24 protein-coding genes are annotated in these 22605 nt (G+C 37.6%); 2 read left to right on the forward strand and 22 right to left on the reverse strand.

What is annotated here, in order from left to right; all coding sequences use genetic code 11:
• Window positions 1-26 precede the first annotated feature (26 nt).
• The 7 genes from N7Z68_RS05615 to N7Z68_RS05645 form a co-directional block, all read right to left on the reverse strand.
• Window positions 27-530, reverse strand: coding sequence for a CcdC family protein (locus N7Z68_RS05615; protein ID WP_275117486.1), 504 nt, complete (start codon window positions 528-530; stop codon window positions 27-29).
• Between the two features lie 55 nt (window positions 531-585).
• Window positions 586-1206: a hypothetical protein gene (locus tag N7Z68_RS05620; protein ID WP_275117487.1), complete on the reverse strand. Its 621-nt coding sequence runs from the start codon at window positions 1204-1206 to the stop codon at window positions 586-588.
• A gap of 1 nt (window position 1207) precedes the next feature.
• Complete coding sequence (locus N7Z68_RS05625) at window positions 1208-1747, reverse strand: TlpA family protein disulfide reductase (RefSeq protein WP_275117488.1); 540 nt, start codon at window positions 1745-1747, stop codon at window positions 1208-1210.
• Between the two features lie 15 nt (window positions 1748-1762).
• Window positions 1763-2770 (reverse strand): F510_1955 family glycosylhydrolase, encoded by a 1008-nt coding sequence (locus N7Z68_RS05630; protein ID WP_275117489.1) that lies wholly within the window; start codon window positions 2768-2770, stop codon window positions 1763-1765.
• 197 nt (window positions 2771-2967) lie between these two features.
• Complete coding sequence (gene copZ / locus N7Z68_RS05635; RefSeq protein ID WP_275117490.1) at window positions 2968-3174, reverse strand: copper chaperone CopZ; 207 nt, start codon at window positions 3172-3174, stop codon at window positions 2968-2970.
• A 31-nt stretch (window positions 3175-3205) separates the two neighbouring features.
• Entirely contained in the window at window positions 3206-5593 is a 2388-nt protein-coding gene (locus N7Z68_RS05640) for a heavy metal translocating P-type ATPase (protein WP_275117491.1), read from the reverse strand.
• Between the two features lie 13 nt (window positions 5594-5606).
• Window positions 5607-5930 (reverse strand): metal-sensing transcriptional repressor, encoded by a 324-nt coding sequence (locus N7Z68_RS05645; RefSeq protein ID WP_275117492.1) that lies wholly within the window; start codon window positions 5928-5930, stop codon window positions 5607-5609.
• 187 nt (window positions 5931-6117) lie between these two features.
• On the opposite strand from N7Z68_RS05645, the gene N7Z68_RS05650 reads away from it, so the two are divergent.
• Window positions 6118-6303, forward strand: a complete 186-nt coding sequence (locus tag N7Z68_RS05650) for an aspartyl-phosphate phosphatase Spo0E family protein (RefSeq protein WP_275117493.1) — start codon at window positions 6118-6120, stop codon at window positions 6301-6303.
• A 34-nt stretch (window positions 6304-6337) separates the two neighbouring features.
• Here the strand turns inward: N7Z68_RS05650 and N7Z68_RS05655 are convergent, their stop codons facing one another.
• The 8 genes from N7Z68_RS05655 to yneA form a co-directional block, all read right to left on the reverse strand.
• Window positions 6338-8128, reverse strand: a complete 1791-nt coding sequence (locus N7Z68_RS05655; RefSeq protein ID WP_275117494.1) for an ABC transporter ATP-binding protein — start codon at window positions 8126-8128, stop codon at window positions 6338-6340.
• Window positions 8118-9881, reverse strand: a complete 1764-nt coding sequence (locus tag N7Z68_RS05660) for an ABC transporter transmembrane domain-containing protein (RefSeq protein ID WP_275117495.1) — start codon at window positions 9879-9881, stop codon at window positions 8118-8120. Before N7Z68_RS05660 ends, N7Z68_RS05655 begins: the two co-directional genes overlap by 11 nt.
• 357 nt (window positions 9882-10238) lie before the next feature.
• Window positions 10239-10454, reverse strand: a complete 216-nt coding sequence (locus N7Z68_RS05665) for a YneF family protein (protein ID WP_275117496.1) — start codon at window positions 10452-10454, stop codon at window positions 10239-10241.
• Between the two features lie 120 nt (window positions 10455-10574).
• Window positions 10575-11018: a sporulation inhibitor of replication protein SirA gene (gene sirA / locus N7Z68_RS05670; RefSeq protein WP_275117497.1), complete on the reverse strand. Its 444-nt coding sequence runs from the start codon at window positions 11016-11018 to the stop codon at window positions 10575-10577.
• A 241-nt stretch (window positions 11019-11259) separates the two neighbouring features.
• Window positions 11260-13257: a transketolase gene (tkt, locus tag N7Z68_RS05675; protein ID WP_275117498.1), complete on the reverse strand. Its 1998-nt coding sequence runs from the start codon at window positions 13255-13257 to the stop codon at window positions 11260-11262.
• A 141-nt stretch (window positions 13258-13398) separates the two neighbouring features.
• Entirely contained in the window at window positions 13399-13638 is a 240-nt protein-coding gene (locus tag N7Z68_RS05680; RefSeq protein WP_275117499.1) for a DUF896 domain-containing protein, read from the reverse strand.
• Window positions 13639-13698: 60 nt separating this feature from the next.
• Window positions 13699-14352 (reverse strand): YneB family resolvase-like protein, encoded by a 654-nt coding sequence (locus N7Z68_RS05685; RefSeq protein ID WP_275117500.1) that lies wholly within the window; start codon window positions 14350-14352, stop codon window positions 13699-13701.
• A gap of 6 nt (window positions 14353-14358) precedes the next feature.
• Entirely contained in the window at window positions 14359-14652 is a 294-nt protein-coding gene (gene yneA / locus N7Z68_RS05690; RefSeq protein WP_275117501.1) for a cell division suppressor protein YneA, read from the reverse strand.
• A gap of 152 nt (window positions 14653-14804) precedes the next feature.
• On the opposite strand from yneA, the gene lexA reads away from it, so the two are divergent.
• Entirely contained in the window at window positions 14805-15431 is a 627-nt protein-coding gene (gene lexA, locus N7Z68_RS05695; protein WP_275117502.1) for a transcriptional repressor LexA, read from the forward strand.
• Window positions 15432-15592: 161 nt separating this feature from the next.
• Here the strand turns inward: lexA and glnA are convergent, their stop codons facing one another.
• The 7 genes from glnA to miaA all read right to left on the reverse strand — a co-directional run bounded on the left by glnA (window position 15593) and on the right by miaA (window position 22582).
• Window positions 15593-16942, reverse strand: coding sequence for a type I glutamate--ammonia ligase (gene glnA, locus N7Z68_RS05700; protein ID WP_275117503.1), 1350 nt, complete (start codon window positions 16940-16942; stop codon window positions 15593-15595).
• A 41-nt stretch (window positions 16943-16983) separates the two neighbouring features.
• Window positions 16984-17379, reverse strand: a complete 396-nt coding sequence (locus N7Z68_RS05705; protein ID WP_275117504.1) for a MerR family transcriptional regulator — start codon at window positions 17377-17379, stop codon at window positions 16984-16986.
• A 216-nt stretch (window positions 17380-17595) separates the two neighbouring features.
• Window positions 17596-18864: a methionine gamma-lyase family protein gene (locus tag N7Z68_RS05710; RefSeq protein ID WP_275117505.1), complete on the reverse strand. Its 1269-nt coding sequence runs from the start codon at window positions 18862-18864 to the stop codon at window positions 17596-17598.
• A gap of 17 nt (window positions 18865-18881) precedes the next feature.
• Window positions 18882-20153: a GTPase HflX gene (gene hflX, locus N7Z68_RS05715; RefSeq protein WP_275117506.1), complete on the reverse strand. Its 1272-nt coding sequence runs from the start codon at window positions 20151-20153 to the stop codon at window positions 18882-18884.
• A gap of 65 nt (window positions 20154-20218) precedes the next feature.
• A complete protein-coding gene (gene spoVK, locus N7Z68_RS05720; RefSeq protein WP_275117507.1) occupies window positions 20219-21181 on the reverse strand; it encodes a stage V sporulation protein K in 963 nt (320 codons plus the stop codon).
• A 188-nt stretch (window positions 21182-21369) separates the two neighbouring features.
• A complete protein-coding gene (gene hfq / locus N7Z68_RS05725; RefSeq protein ID WP_075386030.1) occupies window positions 21370-21609 on the reverse strand; it encodes an RNA chaperone Hfq in 240 nt (79 codons plus the stop codon).
• A gap of 25 nt (window positions 21610-21634) precedes the next feature.
• Entirely contained in the window at window positions 21635-22582 is a 948-nt protein-coding gene (gene miaA / locus N7Z68_RS05730) for a tRNA (adenosine(37)-N6)-dimethylallyltransferase MiaA (RefSeq protein WP_275117508.1), read from the reverse strand.
• Window positions 22583-22605: the final 23 nt, after the last annotated feature.

The following is a 22605-nucleotide window of genomic DNA, read 5'->3' on the forward strand; positions in this document are numbered from 1 at the left end:
TGGAACCTTGAATTCCATCCTTTTTATTATGTTTCTGCAGGCACCAATGTTTCTTTACTGCTATTTTTCAATTCTTGCTCTACTTTTCTAAATGATAAGTACATTGCAATTCGCCACGGGATAATCATTCCGTAGGCCAACAAGAAGAACATGCCACTAAGCTCTTCAACATTAATCGAATCCCCGATAATGATCTTAAATAGTATACGAGCGATCAGTAGGCCAACAAGTATGAATACAAAAGCTTTCGAACGCTTCAAATAGATTTCCTGATCTTTTATTTCAAACTTCGATGTTTTTATTAATAATATAGAGAAAAGCATCCCCACCGAAAGAGCTTCAAGAACTTGCAGAGGTGCTGGTCTTGTCGGTTCATATAAAAACATTAAAAATCCTGTCGACATAAATAAAGGAGGTAAAACGATCTTCTTTATCGATGCAGGTTTTTTCGTTGCTTTTAAACGAATAATGATCGCCAATGTCGCCATCATCGCTGCACCAATGGTTGTTAGTAGAACTGATGTGGTCAATTGCTAGCCCCCTTTCTGTAACGATAAATTTAATTATAGCATATCCAAATCTATATTACTTGATTTGAAATGGGACAAGCAAGGTTTTCGTAAAAATCAAAGCGATTATTAAAACAATCGTTGTTTTTCCTTTTCCATTTAACCTTGTCCATTGCAGTGTAAAAAAAAGAAACACAACAAGTAATACAGTTTGGTATACATTCACCGGATGAAAATAAACACCGTCAATCTTCCAGCCGAAATTAAGCGGATTACTTTGCCCTACTTCTTTCAGTACGATCGAATACATAATTAAACTACTAAAAGCAGCGATACTTATTCGATCAATGAGGTGAATGCCCCATCTTTGCTTCAGCCAACTGACGATAAAGAAAGCTGAGCTTATGATACTTGCACCAACAATTGATCCTGGTCCTCCAGCATAATAAATTAGATTACTCAAATTAGATAATAATGATGGTTCCAGAATAAATGGCCAAAATTTATAAACCACTAAAAAAATGACAAATGTGGTTGACACTTGATTTAATATATTTTCCCGATTGATTTCCCAATCTGTATTCTTTAGTGAGTAGTTTAAAATACCATAAAACGTAGCGGCACAAATCATGTAGGCAATCATGGTCACTGACAATTGAACGGGTCCAATCTGTAATGTATTTAAAGGATCAAACATATTAATTACTTCCTTCCTCAAGAACTGAATGCATGACATTCATCAATTCTCTTTCAGTCATTCCACCGACCCGACGGTAAGTAATAATACCTTTATGATCAATGACAACAGTTGTTGGAAAAGCAGTGACCCGAAATTGTCGTGCAACTTCCCCATCATAATCGACTAAATTATCGTAAGGTACTTCATAATTAGCAATAAATCCAAGTGCAGCCTCATTACGATCTTGATGGGCCATATTGATTCCGACAAAATCCACTTGATCTGAAAATTGCTCGTACACACTGATAAGATGCGGCATTTCTACTCGGCACGGCGGACACCAAGAGGCCCAAAAATTAAGTAATACAGGTTTGCCTTGAAACTCTTCTGAGTCGATCATGCGCCCTTCGAAGTTTTCAAGTGAAAATGCAGGAGCTTGATAACCTACTTGCGGTAATACTAAATGGCCCTCATTAGTAGCTGACGATTCTTGATAGTTGCCAAACCATATGAAAACTCCAACAGTTATAAAAACTAATACTAAAGACAAATTTTTCAACGTACAATTCCTTTCTTACTTTACTTGACCGTTATCAATCAAGACGTTCCAGTTTTCATTACTTTCTTGCTTTAGTAAAGATGAACGTTCCGTAGTCATTATGAGATTTCCCGTTTCATTTACGACGATATAATTGACGGCACCGTACTCAGGTGGGTAAGAAATAGTTTCACTTTTTTCTCCAGTCCATCGGTAAAGCTCTTCATTACTTCCGTTAAAATAATACACTTCATCATTACCAAGTACAGCAAGCCCCTTAATATTACCTGTAGCTAATTCTGACCAATTAACTCCGCTATCATCAGATTTAAATAACCCTTTTGCAGTAGCCGCAAATACAATCTTATCATCTTCAGGTGAAAAAGCCATGTCATGAACGGCATGTTGATCTAAAGGTAGGCCGTTCGTTTCTACACGATCCCAATTAAAGCCTTGATCATTACTTCTGAAAATAAGTGATTGGAAATTGTTTTTAAAATCCAATGCATGACCTAGAATGTGGTTATTGTCTTGATAACTCGCCGTAAGCGCATGAAAATCATATTCTCCAAGTAAGCTCCTGAACTCCCATGTCTGACCAGAATTTTCACTCCACATAAATCCTAACGGGTCAGGAAGATCACTTCCATGTCCAGGATGCCCACTCGACATGAGATACTGGGTATCCGCGACGCGGCTGAAGCCCATAAAGTCATCTCTCATTTCACCAAGAACATAAGCTTGATTCGGCCCTTCATACTCCACTACACCATAATGTGTCGCAATTAAATAACTGTCTGGGTTAGAAGGATTTAATTCGAGACCGTGCGTATGACTGATCTCAGCTGTTTCTTCACGTACGATATCTGCCTCTTCCACCTCGACTTCTTCTGTAGCCTCAACTTCAACTTCCTCTACCGTATTTTCCGCTTCAGCATCAGGTGCAGCCTCAGGAAGCGTTTCATTTTGTCCGCACGCCGTTAAAAGTAATCCACCTGAAATGAAAACGGACACTAAGATCATTTTCTTATTATATTTTTTCATATAGTACACTCCATTCCTTTTTGATTATTACCGCTTTAGGTAGTAATAGTGAGCAAGATATGTATATATTACGTTAAAAGTAATAGAACCACACTTTTGACTTCACTATAAAGGCGATATCGATAAATTATATCTATTTTTAATGAAAAAACTATGAAGGGAGCACAAATATGCATTTGGCTCCCTTCTCTAAACTATTAAGCTACATCGAAGCCAGTGTCTTCGATTTCAGTTTTTAATTGCTCAACTGTTACTTGCTCTTCATTGAAATCAACCGTTACTTCTTTATTTTCTAAACTAACTTCTGCACTCACAACACCTGCAAGTTTAGTTAATGCTCCTTCTACTGAAGCTTTACAGTGTCCACATGTCATTCCATTTACTTTAATCGTTTCTTTCATCATTTTCATATCTCCTCTTTCATTTAATTTATTATCAAAGCTTTACCCTTTTTAAACGTAAAGCATTGCTAACTACTGAAACTGAACTAAAAGCCATCGCAGCTCCTGCCACCCATGGCGCTAATAAGCCTGCAGCGGCGATTGGTAAACCGATAGAATTATAAATAAATGCCCAGAACAAATTTTGTTTAATGTTGCGCATCGTTAATTGACTCATTTTAATCGCTTGCGGAACAGCTAATAAATCTCCCCGCATTAACGTGATATCTGAGGCCTCAATCGCTACATCTGTTCCAGTTCCAATGGCCATTCCTATATCAGCAACAGCTAGTGCTGGCGCATCGTTAATACCGTCACCAATCATGACAACCTTTTGCCCTTGTTTTTTCAACTCTTCCACTTTTTTGGCTTTTTCATCTGGTAAAACTTCAGCAAAAACCAAATCAATCCCTACTTGTTCAGCAATCGCATTAGCCGTTCGCTCATTATCACCTGTGAGCATAACAACTTTAAGGCCCATGCTTTTCAATTGGCGAACTGCTTCCTTAGATGTTTCTTTCACTTCATCAGCAACAGCTACAATCGCTGTGAGTTGACCGTCTTTTGCTGCCAGCATCGCTGTTTTACCTTCAAATTCCAGCCTTTTTAACATTTCTTCATGCTCATCTTTGATTAGAATACCATAATCGCTCATGAGTCTTCTAGTTCCAACAAAAACATCTGAATGATCGACTACACCTTTTATACCTCTTCCAGGTATAGCCTCGAATTGTTCAGGCTGAATTAACGGTATATCTTTTGCTTTAGCGCCTTTAACAATCGCTCGAGCTAATGGATGCTCAGAATTTTGCTCTAAACTTGCTATCCATTGCAAAACATCTTCTTTTTGAGAATGTTCATACACAAAAAGATCCGTTAATGCTGGTTCCCCTTTTGTAATTGTACCTGTTTTATCAAAAACGACTGTGCTAATTTTATGAGCTGTTTCTAATTGCTCTCCACCTTTAAATAAAATACCATATTCAGCCCCTTTTCCTGTACCTACCATAATGGATGTAGGTGTGGCCAAACCTAAAGCACATGGGCAAGCAATAACTAATACAGCTGTAAAATTAATCAATGCGATCTCAAAACTTGCTCCTAAGAAGAAGTACCAAAGGATAAATGAAAAGACCGCAATTCCAAACGCAGTCGGAACAAAATAACCAGAAATAATATCTACCATTCGTTGGATCGGTGCTTTCGATGTTTGTGCTTCCTCAACTATTCTAACAATTTGAGCCAGTGTTGAGTCTTTCCCCACTTTAGTTGCTTTTAATTTAAAGCTGCCATGTGAATTGATCGTAGCACCAATCACATCGTCACCAACACTTTTATCAACAGGTATACTTTCTCCTGTAAGCATGGACTCATCTATGCTGGAATATCCTTCTACGATCGTACCATCTACAGGTATTTTCTCCCCAGGTTTAACAACAACGATGTCGTTTAGTTCAACTCTTTCAATTGGAACTTCAATTTCTGTTCCATTTCTAATGACAGTTGCCTTTTTTGCCTGGAGGCTAAGCATTTTCTTAATCGCCTCAGACGTTCTTCCTTTCGCTCTTGCCTCTAATAGTTTACCAAGAAGTATAAGTGTAATAATCACTGCACTCGTTTCAAAAAATAAGTAGACTTCTCCTTGTAAAACGAGCCACACAGAGTAGAAATAAGCAGCTGATGTCCCCATTGCAACCAGAACATCCATATTAGCACTCTTGTTTTTTAAAGTTTTGTAAGCCCCTTTATAAAACTGCCATCCAGCATAAAATTGTACTGGCGTTGCTAATACCCATTGTAAGTATCCATTCATTAACCAATGAGGCAATAACATGCGCTCAGGGTAAAAATGATCAATCATCGTAATAAATAACGGGAGTGAGAAAATCAAAGCAAATACAAATTTATTTCGTTGCTTTCTAATCTCTAATTCCTTTTCATCTACTTCTGGAATTTCATCTACTGGTAACTTTGCTTCAAATCCCAACTTATGGATTTTCTCTGTAATTGATTCAAGCTCTATTAATCCTTCATAAAAAGTGACTGTTCCTTTTTCTAACGGGAGATTTACTTGAACCTCTTTTACCCCTTCCATTTTTCCAACCACTTTTTCAATTCTTGACGAACAAGCAGCACATGTCATTCCTTTAATATCTAGATCTACTTTCTTAATCGGAACTGAGAAACCTAATTTATCAATCTTTTCAACTACGTTTTCCGATGTATTTTTAGTAGGATCGATTTGGATAGAAGCTTTTTCTAAGGAGAGGTTAACAGACGCTTCAACACCCTCCATCTTATTCAAGACTTTTTCAATCCTCGTCGAACAAGCTGCGCATGTCATACCTTGTATCGGTATATTCATATCGCGTTTTTCCATCATGATCACCTGCCTTTTATTTTGTAAATTGATGGATGACTTTCATTAACTCATCTAAGGCTTGTTCTTCTTCACCCGATTTAATGGCATTGGCAACACAACCTTTCGTGTGCTGTTCTAACAATGTATATCCGACTTTTTTTAGAGCTGCATTTACAGCAGATAATTGAACAAGTACATCTACACAATAACGATCTTCATCAATCATCTTTTGTATACCTCTTACTTGACCTTCAATTCTCTTTAAGCGGTTTTGTAGCTTTTCTTTTTCTTCTTGCCGTTTGGTCACTGAAAATGATGGTACTTCATTTATAACTTCTAAAGGTATTTCCTTTTTCATACGATCACCTCACACTTCTACTATACCCCCGTACAGTATATCCGTCAATCGTCGAGCGAATTTATTTAAATTGATATTATTCTCATATAACAATAATTGATAATTGTGTAATTTTCTTTCAATCAGTTGAGATTTTATCCAGTTTTTTGTATAATTTTTAATAGATGTAAATACGAAGGAGAACATCATGTGTAGAGATATTATACTAGCAACGATAGAAGAGCAACGAAATAAATTAATTACAGTAGGCCTAATGTATGGATTAAGTTCTCCAATTGCCGTACAGCAAAGTCAAGAACTTGATAGACTATTAAACTCTTACGACCAATTACAAAAATCAAATGAGAGAGAAACACAATTAAAAAAGCCTTAACTCCTATTCTAATACAAGAGTTAAGGCTTTTTTATTATGAAATTCCGACCTCTTTTTCAACACCCTGCTGCAACAAATACATCTTATGGTAAAGTCCTGACTGCTTTAACAATTCTTCATGATTACCTTGCTCGACAATTTCCCCCTGATGGAGAACAATAATATGGTCCGCATCCTTTATAGTGGAAAGTCTGTGAGCAATTGCTATCGTTGTTCTTCCTTTTCGCATTTTTTCTAATGCAATTTGTATGGCTTCTTCAGTTTCCGTATCAACACTAGCCGTAGCTTCATCTAATATTAATATTTTTGGTTGAATGGCCATCGTTCTTGCAAATGATAGAAGTTGACGCTGCCCGCTTGATAATGTGGATCCACGTTCTGCTACTTCAGTGTCATAACCGTTTGGAAGATTTTCAATAAATGAATGAGCATGAACAAACTTTGCAGCTTCTTCTACATGTTCATCTGTAATATGCTCATGATACAGGCGGATGTTCGATTTGATATCTCCTGTATACATAAAAGGATCTTGCAAAACTAAACCTAATCGATTGCGCAACTCTGCTTCCGAGAAAGACTGAAGTGGCTGACCATCAATTAAAATTTCGCCTTCTTTCACCTCATAAAACCTCATCAAAATATTTATGATTGAACTTTTCCCACTACCGGTATGACCTACAAGGGCTAGAGTTTCACCTTCATTTACTTTAAATGAGATATTTTTTAAAACATCGGTTTTCCCATCATATGAAAAAGTAACGTTTTTAAATTCAATCTCACCTTTTGTAACCTTAGCTGAATGATCCCCTACTTGAGTGGGAGCAAGTTCATCGTGGTCGAGTAATTTAAATACCCTCCCCGCAGAAACGATGGCTTGTTGAAAGAGAGAAAGGCGCATCATCATCTGATTAACAGGTTCAAAGAAGCGATCTAAATAATTGACAAAAGCATACAATACCCCAATCTCGATCGGGCTATTTAATGAAGTTATACCGAAAAAACTTAAAATTAGAATTAACGCCAAGATCGAAACAAAATCCACAGCCGGCCTTAGTAAAAGTCCATCCAATTTCATGCTTTTCATCCAGGCTTTTTGATGCTGATCATTAATGTCTTTAAACTCTTTTCTCATCCGGCGTTCTTGGCGAAATAACTGAATGATCGACATTCCTTGAATCGACTCATTTAACTTAGCATTTAAATGGCTCAGCTTTTCACTCATATCCGCATAAAAGCGAGAACTGAACTTTCGATACATTTGCATCAATAAAAACAAGATAGGTAATAAGAATAAACAGAAAAACGCCAATTGCGCATTGAGGTAAAACATCGCTACAAATATTCCAATTAAGAATATAAAGTTTTGTACAAAAGTTGCTAAAACCGTTACATATAGTTCCTTAATCGACTCAGAGTCATTCGTTATTCGTGATACTAACCCTCCAGCTGGAGTACGGTCGAAAAATGAGAGTCCTAGTTTCTGAACTTTTGAGAACACATCAATTCGCATTTGTTGAATAATCTTCAAAGCTACTTTTTGAAACGTAAACAATTGGACATAATTTAAGATTACAGCACTTAAATGGAGTACGATATACGTAGTTGCTAAAATAACTAAAGCTCTAAATTCAAACACACGAGGTGTTAAATAATCATCAATAAAAATCTTAACAAGAATAGGCCCTACAATATCGGCACCTGTCGCAAGGATTAACAGCACAAAAGCAAATGTCATCGTTTTTATATGTGGTTTTGTATAAGCTAGCAATCTCTTAAAAACAGCACGTTGCTCTTTTGCACTAAGAACACGATCTTTATGTTGCATGATTGTCCCCTCCTTGCTGCACCAAAGACTCGAGTTGTTGATGCTCATACATTTTTCGATACCAACCATTTTGCTCCATTAATATCGTGTGATTTCCTTGCTCAATAATTTTCCCTTCATCTAAAACAATAATTAAGTCCGCATGTTTAATCGCACTCAAGCGATGCGCGGTAATAATCGTTGTTTTATTCTTTCGCTCATAACGTAACGCGTGAAGGATTTGTTCTTCCGTTTTCGCATCAACTGCTGATAGAGAGTCATCTAGTATTAATATTTCAGGGTCTAAAATAAGGGCTCTAGCAATCGATATTCTTTGCTTCTGACCGCCTGAAAGAGTAACCCCGCGTTCACCAACAATCGTTTCATAACCATCAGGAAAACGAACGATATCATCATGTATAGAAGCTAGTTTACTCACATCGATAATCTCTTGAATAGAAGCCGTTGGTTTAGCAAATGCAATATTATCAGCAATGGTCGCTGAGAATAAAAAGTGATCTTGTGGCACATATCCAATAGCCGTTCGTAAAGCATCAAAATCATAGTCTTTCACTGAACGATGATCTATGTGCACTTCGCCGTCAGTTACATCAAATTCACGCATTAGTAACTTAAGAAGTGTTGTTTTTCCACTTCCAGTCTTTCCTACGATACCAAGAGTTTGCCCTTTCTGAATCGCAAAATGAATATTTTCTAATGTATTCTTTTCACCTTCAGTATAATTAAACGAGTCAATATGATATGAAATATTTCCTTCTGGCATTTCACTGTGCTTCGCATCCGAGTCACTAATCTCAATCTTCTCACTTAATATCGACGATACTCGACCGTAAGAAGCTCTTCCTCGTTCGACTATATTAAATAACCAACCGAAAGCCAGCATTGGCCAAATAAGTAATCCTAAATAAATAGTGAAGCTTGTTAATTGACCAATTGTCATCTCATCCGCAATTACATATCTCGCACCAAAAACAACCGCAAGAAAATACGAGATTCCTACAATCAATGAAATCGTTGGGTCAAATAAGGCATCTACCCTTGCTACGGCAACATTTTTTTCGACGACTTGATTAGACTTTTTCTTAAAAGACTCCACATCGGCGTCTTCATGACCAAATGCTTTCGTTACCCGGATTCCTGTCATACTTTCTTGAACTTTATCGTTAAGTTCTGAGAATGCTGCTTGAGCTCCTGCAAAGCGTTTATGCAGTAATGAACCGTAATAGCTCGTCGATAACGCCATAAAAGGCATAGGGATCAGACAAATCAAGGTCAGCTTCCAACTTATGGTAGCAGCCATTGTAATAATAACAAAGCCTCCCATTGTTAATGAATCAACTAAAGTAAGGACACCGGCACCTGCCGTTTGTTCAACCGCTTTAATATCATTCGTTGAATGAGCCATTAAATCTCCTGTACGACGCTTCTGATAAAACCTGCGTGACATATTGGTAAAGTGCTCATACAGTTGATTACGCAACAATCTAGCAAGACGAATAGAGGCACCGAAAATCATAATTCTCCAAATATATCTAAAAATATAAGTGGCAACCCCAATTGCTAGTAAAATCAATGCCCACTGCAATAAAATATCTTTTGTAAGAGTACCTCGTTCAATATGGTCAACGATAACCCCAACAATATAAGGAGGTAATAGAGATAAGAAAGATACGACCATCAAAGTTAGGATCCCAAACCCATATCGGCGTTTTTCTTTCTTAAAGTACCACCACAAATCAATAAAGACCTTCATTATTCCCCTCTTTTCTGTCTCTATATAGCTTTTAAAAAATAATAATAGTAGAAATCTTTCGAAAATCGAAACGACAAAATAATTTTAACAAAACGACACGTATCTGGCTATAGGTCTATCCTTATATTTGGAAAAAGATTTATGCATATATTTTTCTTCCCTTGTATCAATTCCAATACGTTTGAGCTCCAGTAACAGCAAAAAACCACCTTCTTCTGCTTAATTTTTCTAACAGAAAATAGTGGTTTTTTAGTAGATGAAAGATTAACCATAAATATGGACAAGAATTAACCTTTCCATGTACTTTTAATAATTTATAATTTCCCTCTATAGCTGAAAAGCCTGTCCTAGCAAAGATTATTTGCCAGTTTGCTTTTGCATCGCCTTCATCATCTGGTTGATTTTCTTCTGTGACGGATTTTGTCCCATCTGCATCATCATGACGCGTAACATTTGTTCGTTAATTGGCGGGTTTTTCTTTAAATAGTTCATCATTGTTTTACGGGCAATAAAAAAGCCAATCGCAACTCCACCAATAAGGCACAATGTACCTACTAGGATATTAATCCACATAAAACGGCTTCCTCCTTCTTGTTGAAAAACATTTTCATCAAATTATTATAGAATGACTACTACAATCTTATTTATTATAACGTAACCCACCAATGAATAAAAGGTCAAATGAAAAAATCTTTATACAAGCTTTACTTGTTTAATGGGGTTTAACCACCCGTACCGATATGTTGAAACATCGAGTGCAAAAAAAGACGGGCTAATTTTCCTCATCACTTCAAAAAACATGGTTTCCGCTTCAAACGATCCGTCACTAACCATATGTATATAATTTGGGAAGATAAACAACTGTGCTTTACTATATGGTTCAGTCAAATGAATACGATGGGCATGGTCAAAAAAGAAATAATCGGTACGATGTTTAAAGGATTGGAGTAATCTTTGTTGTAGTTCAATAACAGATATCGGACTTGAAATATATTCAATTTGTTTCTTAATAATATCTTTAGTATCCTCTAACGCTCTTGTCTCATCTAAGAATAAGTGAAAAAGTTTAGACTCTTGTCCAAAATAATGTTGAGCCACTTCCTCGTTAATTAGGTAGATATCATATTTTCGCATCATATTCCCCCCACCATTTTTGACAAGTATAATATAGTGGGAGAAAAATTGTTGTCACTTTAATGGAGAACATACCTTCTAATTTTGTCGATTGTTTAGAAATACTTGTGCGGGAACTAAAAATTTCATGAAGACGAAAACTAACATAAGTTAAAAGAGCTTGTTTCGTTTGCATATACTAAGGACCGAGTACGCAGAAAAGACTGACCTATGCAGTCAGTCCTTCTGTACAGTAATTGAATTATTATTTTTGAAGCATTGCTTTAACACGTGCAACGACATTCTCAACTGTAAATCCGTATTCTTCCATGATTTTCTCACCAGGAGCAGATGCACCGAAACGATCAATGGCAATTACATCACCTTGATCACCTACATACTTACTCCAACCTAATGATGAGCCCATTTCGATACCTAATCGAACTTTCACTTCACTCGGAATGACACTTTCTTTATATTCAGCAGACTGCTGCTCAAAACGATCCCAGCTCGGCATACTTACAACAGATGTATAGATGCCTTCTTTTTCTAACACTTTTTGAGCCTCTACCGCTAATGTCACCTCGGACCCACTTGCTAGTAATAGCGCACTAGCTTGTCCGATCGCTTTTGAAACGACATAAGCACCCTTTTTCACACCTTCATAAGAATGTTCTTGTGTTGTTTCAAGCGTAGTTAAGTTTTGACGTGATAATACGAGAATTGTTGGCTGATCTTTACTTTCTAAAGCCAAGCGCCATGCTGAGACAGTCTCATGTCCATCCGCAGGACGAATGATTGAAATATCAGGCATAGCTCGCAATGAAGCTAATTGCTCCACAGGCTCATGTGTCGGTCCATCTTCACCAACCGCAATACTGTCATGTGTAAATACATAGATTACTGGTAACTTCATTAGTGCCGACAGGCGAATGGCTGGTCTTAAGTAATCCGAGAAAACGAAGAACGTCGAACCGAATACTTTAACACCGCCGTGAAGAGCCATACCATTTACAGCTGCACCCATCGCAAACTCACGGACACCAAACCAAATGTTACGACCACTGTAGTCCTCACGATTAAAATTACCTGTGTTTTTCATCATTGTCTTATTCGATGAAGCTAAGTCTGCTGAACCACCAATTAATTGTGGAACAGTAGCTGCAAATGCATTAATAGCATCTCCTGAAGCAGAACGAGTAGCCACTCCTTTTCCTACTTCATAAACAGGTGCATGATCAGCCCACCCTTGTGGAAGCTCGCCTTTGATAGCCATTTCTAATTGTGCAGCAAGCTCAGGATACGCTTCTTTATATTTCGAGAACATCTCATTCCACTCAGCTTCTTGCTTCGCACCTGCTTCTTTTACATTCGCATAGTATTCAGCAACTTCTTCAGGAATATGGAACTCATTTTCAAACGCCCACTCGTATGTTTCCTTCGTTAATTTAACTTCATCTGAACCAAGCGGTGCACCATGTGATGCAGATTTCCCTGATTTATTTGGAGAGCCATAGCCAATCGTTGTCTTCACTTCTATTAATGTAGGGCGATCATCGGCTTTTGCAGACTCAATCGCTTTTCCAATTTCGTCAAGGTCATTCCCGTCTTCAACACGAATTACTTGCCACCCGTAGGCTTCGTAACGTTGTGCTACATTTTCAGAAAATGCCATATTTAATTCGCCATCTAAAGAAATGTCATTTGAATCATACATAATCACGAGGCGACCTAGTTTAAGATGCCCTGCAAGTGAAGCTGCTTCTTGAGAAACACCTTCCATTAAGTCCCCATCACCGCAAATAGAATACGTATAGTGATCAACAACTGGGAAATTATCCTTATTATATGTACTAGCTAAGTGTCGTTCTGCCATTGCAAAACCTACTGCCATTGCAACACCTTGTCCTAAAGGACCTGTAGTTGCTTCAACACCTGGCGTGTGACCAAACTCTGGATGGCCTGGTGTCTTACTTCCCCACTGCCTAAAGTTTTGTAATTCCTCGATCGATAAATCATAACCTGTTAAGTGTAAGAGGCTGTAAAGTAACATCGAACCATGCCCTGCTGAAAGAACAAAGCGGTCACGGTTAAACCAGTCTGGGTTGCTAGGGTTATGCGCCATGTATTTTGTCCATAATGAAAATGCCATTGGTGCTGCTCCCATTGGCATACCTGGATGTCCTGAATTTGCTTTTTCAATACTATCGATTGATAACGTTCGGATCGTATTTACTGCTAATTTTTCAACGTGAGAAGTCATCCCTTTTGTCACCCTTTCTATTATATCTAACTAGTGTCTATACGTTTTTCATCATATACTTTCTTTCTTGTTTTAACAAGGAATCAAAGTAAATTTTATCTATCAAAGTTAGCTTTTACGATAATAAGTAATATCATCCAATTAATGTTGTATATCGTTATTTCCTTTTTTGGCATCTTTTAACTTTTTAGGGGTGACATCCTGCCCTTTTTCATCCACGACTTTAACAGAGTGAAGTTGGTTTTTAAACGATGCACGAAATGTTTTCACATATTCTGCTCTTAATTCCTTCTGTTCTTCAACTTCCTTTGCAGTTAAACCTGTAGTTTTAGCTCGATTGGCTAGTTCATTTATTCGTGCAATTTTCTCTTTTGATAACATCCTTTATTCCTCCTAGAAGACTCATCCATTTCTTCTATTAATGTACACGAACAACTAATATCATTCAACTTTGTTGACTTTTTCAATATGCTCTAAATACCGCCGATTTACCGTTGCTTTCGACGTATCATAACCAATCCCGTTTAAAAAACTGCTAATCTCAGAAAAAGTAAGTCCTTTATCTCTTAACTTGATAATTTCATCAATCGGTAATTCTTTTCTCTTTCTGCCGCCCATTTGATGATTTGTTAAGTTCTTTTGGGGGCGGTATCCTTCATTTATAGCTTTCTTCATCCCTCTTTTAATTTTCATGTTATGTAATTTCCGTTGATATTCCTCCACAATTCCAATGATATCCATTAGGATCGTGTCCATTTCAGTTGGTTCTAGTTCGTTCCCCAAACTAGATAAAGTATAAATCTTTTTGTTCATTTTTCTAATCTGAAAAAGAAGAGCAGTCTTTGTATTTCCTCTTCCTAACCTCGTATCGTCTTGGATGAGTAATACATCTGCACCATTCTTAAGTAATTCTAATACTTCAATGATTCCTTCTCTATCTGTCTCGTAGCCGCTTAACCGCTCCTTTACAACCTGTACCACTTCAAACTGAAGACGGTCAGCTAAATCCATTAACTCCTCAGCTTGTCGGTTCAAAGATGATGTTTGCTCCTCATTATTCGTACTTACCCTACAATAAATAACTGCCTTTACCAACTATATTCACCTACTGTTTGTATCTACTGGAATGACTAATGTTTGTCCTGCTATTAAATTTGACTCTTGCATCTCATTCGTTTGGAGCACCCATTGTATAAACTCATCAATTGAAAATGGATGTTCATACCTAGTAGCAAACCCCCATAATGTATCTCCCTCTTTAACAACTACTTCAACAGGCTCTGCTAACCCTTGTTTTTCAGCACCAGCTAAAGACATATATGCAAAAAACACGATAGAAAGTACAAATATAATAACTAGTGAAATCTCTTGTCGACTTAAATTTATTAATTTCATCAAAATCACCTCATAGGAATGTATGTTCTTGTCTATTATTGTAGAAGAGAACGCTTATTCGTGTCAATAATAAATTAGAACTTATGTTTGCATCCGTTTTTTTGACATGATATACTTTATTTAAGATTAATTGGATAAATGAGGTGTCAGTGATGACAAAAGTGTCAAAAAGACAACAAGAAATCTTAGATTATATCAAAACCGAAGTACGAAAAAAAGGTTATCCACCTTCAGTCCGAGAGATTGGTGAAGCTGTAGGGCTAGCGTCAAGTTCTACTGTACACGGTCATCTGTCTCGCCTCGAAAAAAAAGGCCTTATTCGCCGTGACCCGACTAAACCAAGAGCAATTGAAGTTATTGACCATGATCAAGTTGAAGCTGAACCGGGAATAGATACAAGAACGTCTTTTGTTCCAGTCATCGGAAAAGTAACAGCTGGACAACCTATTACAGCTATTGAAAATGTAGAAGAGTATATTCCTTTACCGGAACGACTAGTTTCTAACGATTCAGTCTATGTTCTTATCATTGATGGAGATAGTATGATAGAAGCCGGGATTTTCGATGGAGATATGGTTATCGTTCGTCAACAGCAAACAGCAAACAACGGAGACATTATAGTAGCTATGACTGAAGAAGATGAAGCAACCGTTAAGCGCTTCTTCCGTGAAAAAGACTATATACGCCTTCAACCTGAAAATTCAACGATGGAGCCGATTATTCTTAAGAACTGTACGATCCTTGGAAAAGTAATTGGTGTGTTTCGAACCATTCATTAAAAAAGTACCCCTTAAGCCGGGGTATTTTTTTTACTATCCACATCTTTTTTGATTGTACCGGCAACTATTCGGCAAGTTTCATTTAAAATTGATTTTTTGTCAGCTTATGAGCCAAATTTAAAAAAACCTTGAAGCATATAGCTCCAAGGTTTTTATGTTTTTTAATATGAAGATAAGTACTGTTCGCGCTCCCAAGGGTGAACTTGTGTACGGAACATATCCCACTCGATTTCTTTAGCTTCAATAAAGTGCTCAACAGCATGCTCACCTAAAGCTTTGACTAACACTTCATCTTGAGCTAATTTATCCATTGCTTCTTTTAAAGTTGCTGGAAGATCTTTAATTCCTTCTTCCTCACGCTCTTCTTTACTCATGATGTAGATGTTACGGTCAGTTGCTTTTGGTGGAGTAAGCTTACGCTTGATTCCATCAAGTCCAGCAGCCAGCATAACAGCCATTGCTAAGTAAGGGTTCGCAGCCGGGTCTGGAGAACGAACTTCTACGCGAGTACTTAAACCACGAGAGTTTGGAATGCGGATTAATGGACTTCGGTTGCGCATTGACCATGCAACGTATACTGGTGCTTCGTAGCCAGGAACTAAACGCTTATATGAGTTTACAAGCGGGTTCGTAATAGCTGTAAATCCTTCCGCATGATCTAAAATACCAGCTAAGAACTGCATTGCTGTTTCACTTAATTGAGATTCTGTCGTCTCGTCGAAGAAAGCATTTCCTTCAGATGTGAATAAAGACATGTTACAATGCATCCCTGATCCGTTCACACCAAATAATGGTTTAGGCATGAACGTTGCATGTAATCCATGTTTACGAGCAATTGTTTTTACAACTAGCTTAAATGTTTGGATCTCATCACACGCTTTAATTGCATCCGCATATTTGAAGTCAATTTCATGTTGCCCTGGAGCTACTTCATGGTGAGATGCTTCAATTTCAAAGCCCATTTCTTCTAACTCAAGTACGATATCGCGGCGGCAGTTCTCTCCTAAGTCAGTAGGAGCTAAATCGAAATATCCACCTTTATCATTTAATTCTAAAGTCGGCTCACCTTTTTCATCATTTTTGAAAAGGAAGAACTCTGGTTCAGGTCCAATGTTAAAAGATGTAAACCCTAACTCTTCTGCTTCTTTTAATACACGCTTTAAAATACCACGCGGGTCTCCTGCAAATGGAGTCGGTGCTTCACCTGGTTTACCTGGTTGGTAAACATCACAAATTAAACGTGCAACTTTACCTTTTTCTGAAGTCCAAGGGAAGATTACCCAAGTATCAAGATCTGGATATAGATACATATCAGACTCTTCAATACGAACAAATCCCTCAATTGATGAACCATCAAACATCATTTGGTTGCTTAATGCTTTCGTAAGTTGATTGACAGGAATTTCTACGTTTTTAATAATCCCCATTAAATCCGTAAACTGTAAACGAATAAAACGTACATTTTCTTCTTTTGCTACTTTCTGAATATCTTCTTTAGTAAACTTAGCCATATTATGTATTCCCCTTTCAAGAGTTTATAAAAGAATTGATTTTAGTGGAAGAAGCGAGATAACTGCCCCTGTATAATAGAAGCCTTCCCGTTTCGACCGGCCATTATCAGTTCATTCTTCAAATGTTTACGCAGTTCTTTATCCGAGATTTCAGCTGGTTGTCCTTGAGCTATTGTCCCCATTTCAGCCGCTTTTTCATTTAACTCAAGAATTCTCTTAATTCCTGATATATTAATACCCTGTTCAATTAATGTTTTAATTTCTAAAAGCTTATCTACATCATTGAATGAAAATAAACGTTGATTACCGTTTGTTCTCACTGGATGAATGAGTCCATGCTCTTCGTAATAACGAATTTGTCTTGCTGATAATTCTGTTAACTGTTTTACTATACCTATTGGAAACAGTGGCATATTACGACGGATTTGATCGCTCATAACCAAACCTCCTTCTCTAGAACTTATTATTAGAATAATAGATGTTAGCTATCGTGTCAATAGATGTGAGGAAAGTTAACATTGGTTTTTTTCAAATTATTACTTTTTTCGATCTTTTTCTAACATTCGCATTCTAGATCTTTTAGGAGTACCGCTATTACTGCGATTCCTCATAAAATCACATAAAAAAAAAGCACTCCCCTGAGTGCTTTTGCCTTAAAGTATCAAATACCTTTTTTCCAATAGATGATTTACAGCCTTCACAACTGCAATTTTTACGTGAGAATAGGTTAATCCCCCTTGTACATAGGCAACATAAGGAGGACGCAACGGACCATCGGCTGACAGCTCGATACTTGCCCCTTGGATAAAAGTTCCCGCCGCCATAATAACATCATCCTCATAACCCGGCATTGGACTTGGATGTGGGACGACATGCGAATTTATCGGCGAGGCCTGTTGAATTGCCTGACAGAATGCAACCATCTTATCACGATCGTCAAATTGTACGGATTGTATGAGATCTGTTCTTTTTTGGTACCATGCGGGCTGTGTATTCATTCCTAATTCTTCGAGGAAAGCAGCTGTAAAGTGAGCTCCCTTTAACGCCTGGGATACGGTATGAGGAGCTAAAAAGAAACCTTGATACATTTCGAGCAAGCTGTATAAAGAGGCGCCGCCTTCCGCACCGATACCTGGTGCTGCTAAACGATAGGAGGCTAACTCTACTAACTCTTTTTTTCCAACTAAATAGCCGCCTGTTTTTACGATGCCCCCCCCAGGATTTTTAATGAGAGACCCCGCCATTAAGTCGGCTCCGACATGGCACGGTTCTTTCAATTCTACAAATTCACCGTAGCAATTATCAACGAAAACAATAACGTCGCTTTTTATTTCTTTTACAAATCGAATCATTTCTTCAATTTGATCAATTGTGAATGATGGACGGTTATCATAACCTTTCGAACGCTGAATTCCAATCACTTTTGTTTTTTCTGTAATCGCTTGTTGCACAGCTGTAAAATCGACTGTTCCTTCAGCTGTTAGTGGTATCGCATTATACGACACTTGAAAGTCTTTTAAAGAGCCGTTTCCATTTCCCCGAATACCTACAACTTCTTCTAATGTATCATACGGTTTACCTGTAATATAAACTAATTCATCTCCAGGACGAAGGACACCGAATAGTGCTGTAGCGATCGCATGGGTACCTGAAATGATTTGCGGTCGAACTAAACCAGCTTCAGCTCCAAATACGTGGGCATAGATCGCTTCTAAAGTGTCTCTTCCTGTATCGTCATAACCATAACCAGTCGAAGGTGTAAAATGAAAATCACCGACTTGAAATTTTTGAAAGGCTTGTAAAACTCGAAGCTGGTTTGTTTCAGTCACTCGATCAATTTCTTGAAATTGTTCTGTTAATTTCTTCTCTGTTCTCTCTACAATTGGTTGTAATTGTTGTCCAAATGAAAATTGTTCGTACATACTATTCTCCCTGCTATTTAATGCTCTGTTTGGTTTAGTTGATGTGCAAGTGAGTGATTCGGATGAACGTATCCCTCACATTCATAAGTTTCTGTTTCTTCATCCCAATCTTGATTTAAAAGAATTGTTTCCGTTTTAATTCTTGCTAGTAATTTTCCTTGATCGGAATGAATTTTTGCTTTATAAAAGACCATTTCTTGTTTAAGTGTTTCTTCAATCTTATCTTGCAGCTTTCTTAATTGCTTTTCATCTTTTGCTGAGATTAACAGTTCTGATGAATGAACAAAAACATCTTCTTTATCCTGAATTAGATCCGCTTTATTATAGACTGTCAACATCGGTATCTCATTAACATCCAGATCCTCTAATAACTTTAAAACGGTCTTCTCGTGCTCACTAAAATTCTCATGTGAGGCATCAATAATATGTAAAATCAGGTCAGCCTCTTGAACTTCCTCTAACGTTGAACGGAAGGCAGCAATTAATGTCGTTGGAAGATCTTGAATAAATCCTACCGTATCGGACAATAAAACGTTCAATCCACTCGGTAATTTCAATTTTCTTGTCGTCGGATCTAAAGTTGCAAACAATAGGTTTTGTTCAAATGTGTCAGCCGCAGTTAAACGATTAAGAATTGTAGATTTCCCTGCATTTGTATAACCAACCAAGGCGATTTGTAACACTTGATTTTCTTTTCGTCGCTCGCGATACTGTTTTCGATGTTGAACGATCGTTGATAGTTGCTGTTTGATTTCGTCCATACGACGGCGGATATGCCTTCTATCAGTTTCTAACTGTGTTTCACCGGGACCACGCGTTCCTATTCCACCACCTAAACGAGATAAAGCTAAACCTCGTCCCATAAGACGGGGCAGAAGATAATTTAATTGGGCAAGCTCAACTTGGAGCTTACCCTCCCTTGATTGCGCTCGTTGCGCAAATATATCTAAGATGAGCTGCGTACGGTCTATCACACGTACACCTTCTCCAAATATAGAGGATATATTTCGAATTTGACCAGCCGATAACTCATCATTAAAAATCACTAAATCTGGTTCTTTCTCTTCTATTAGCAGCGAAAGCTCCTCGATTTTACCACGTCCTAAATAGGTCGCCGGATCAATGGACACTTTCTTTTGATCAATCATAGCAACAACTTCACCGTTAGCCGTTGCTGTTAAAGATTTAAGCTCTTCCATAGAATATAAGAAATGGTCATCATTTCGATCTTTCGTTTGACAACCTGCTAAGATAACGCGTTCTTTTGAATCATTTCTAACTTCTTGCACTATGAACTCACAACCTTCGATTTCTAATTCCGTCTTGAAGATATTACACATACGTCCACAAAATGTCAAGAAAACGGCTGGACTCTAGACTTCTCAAAGTCAAAGTCTTCTGCTTGAAGAGTGGATAGTGATTGCCGGTCGTACTTCCCTTCAACCAGAAGGCGAACAGCCTGAGTACGAATTGCTTGCTCAATTAAGTTTCTCACAAATCGGCCATTGCTAAACGTTTTTCCTTGTTCTCCTTTAATGCGTCGTAAATAATCTCGAACTTTTTGTTCCCCTTGCCTTGATAGCTGATATTCTCTTTCCGCTAACATAATTTCACTAATTTCCATTAATTCTTCCGTTGAATAATCTTCAAAAGGAATGGTGATTGGGAAACGGGATGGCAAACCAGGATTTAGGGATAGGAAATAATCCATTTCTCTACCGTACCCAGCTAAAATTAAAATAAAGTCATGTTGTTGATCTTCCATTGCTTTAACTAGCGTATCGATCGCTTCTTTACCAAAATCCTTTTCTCCTCCGCGAGCTAAAGAATACGCTTCATCAATAAATAGCACCCCACCCAGAGCTTTCTTTAGTACTTCTCTCGTTTTTTGCGCGGTATGTCCAATATATTCACCTACTAAATCAGCTCTCTCAACTTCAATCAGATGTCCCTTCGAAAGTACTTCCATTTCATGAAATAGCTTCGCAATGAGGCGCGCTACTGTCGTCTTTCCCGTTCCAGGATTGCCTTTAAAAATCATGTGCAAAGACTGTCTAGAACTTTTTAACCCATTTTCTTTACGACAGTTATTGATGTAAAGCCACGCATATACTTCTTTTAACAATTGTTTTACATCGTTTAATCCAACTAACGAGGACAATTCTTTTTCCATACGCTCAAGCACTTCATGTTTTTCGGCCAATGTATTTCCAAAAGGTTGTTCTTTTCGATATAAACTTTCCTTATCTCGCTTATTTTCACGGTTCAGGACAACATTAATTTGTCCTTTCGAGCGGGTAACTGTTGTATTTTTCATTGTTTCACCCCTCTGTTTACAATCGATTACAATACTATACGCATCCGCCTAGTTTTTGTGACAAATGCCTAATAAGATTTTTCAGCAAGAAAAAGAGGGTTACTCCAAAGTGCACAATACCTTACTAAGATATGCATCTTAGTATCAAGGTAATAACACTTACGAGTAACCCTCACCAATTCCAATCTTTACGATTGTTGTTCTGGATCAATATTCACTTGAACATTACGCTGCGGAGCAAAAGTTGAAATAGCATGTTTATAAACAAGTTGCTGTTTTCCTTCACTCTCTAGGATAATTGTGAAATTATCAAACGCTTTAATTAATCCACGTAACTGGAAACCATTTAACAAGAAAACAGTAACTGCGATATTATCCTTGCGTAGTTGATTTAGGAATTGGTCTTGAATGTTAACGGATTGCTTCATTTATAAGTCCCCCTTCTATGTACTGTTATTTTATTTCGCTATGATTATAAAGCTTTCCTTCTATAAATTGTTGAATTTCTATAATCTTTTCATTAAAATTTGCATTTGTCATGTTAAACCAGTGAACATCTGCTTTATTTCGAAACCATGTATATTGTCTTTTCGCATAACGTCTAGAGTTTCGCTTTAAGATTTCGATCGCTTCTTCCTTAGTCACTTTTCCTTCTATGTATTCATAAATTTCTTTATAGCCAATGGCTTGTACAGATTGACATTCCCGAACCCCATGATTATACAGACGGTACGCTTCTTCTATCAGCCCCTGTTCAATCATCAGATCGACACGGTCGTTTATACGCTTATATAATACGTCCCGGTCCATCGTCAGGCCAATAAAGACATAGTCATAAGGCGACTCTTTCGTTTGGGTCTGTTGGTATTCAGATAATGTTTTTCCCGTTAGCTTCAACACTTCTAAGGCTCGAATAACTCGTCTGTAATTATTCGGATGAATAGCATTATAACTGACAGGATCCACAACTCTTAATTGCTGATGAAGTTGTTCAACTCCATGCTCTTCTACAAACTTCTCCATTTCTTCTCGAAACTTGAAATCAGTAGATGTATCCGCAAAGTTATAATCTTGTATGACTGAGTTTATATATAGACCCGTTCCTCCAACGATAAATGGTAATTTTCCTTGTGCATTTAACGATTTTATCAGTGGCTGAACGTAACCTTTAAATTCAGCAACCGAAAAAGGCTCTGTCGGCTCCTTGATGTCAATCAAGTGATGAGGAATTCCATCCATCTCTTCTATCGTTACTTTCGCGGTACCAATGTCCATCTCTTTATAAATTTGCATGGAGTCACCACTAATAATTTCCCCGTTGAAACGTTTGGCTAGCTCTATGCCCATCTTAGTTTTTCCAACCGCTGTAGGGCCAACTATAACAACAAGCTTCTCCTTCATGACAACACCCTTTTTGTTTCTTT

This window comes from Alkalihalobacterium chitinilyticum (assembly GCF_029028005.1).
Taxonomy (GTDB): Bacteria; Bacillota; Bacilli; order Bacillales; family Bacillaceae_F; genus Alkalihalobacterium; species Alkalihalobacterium chitinilyticum.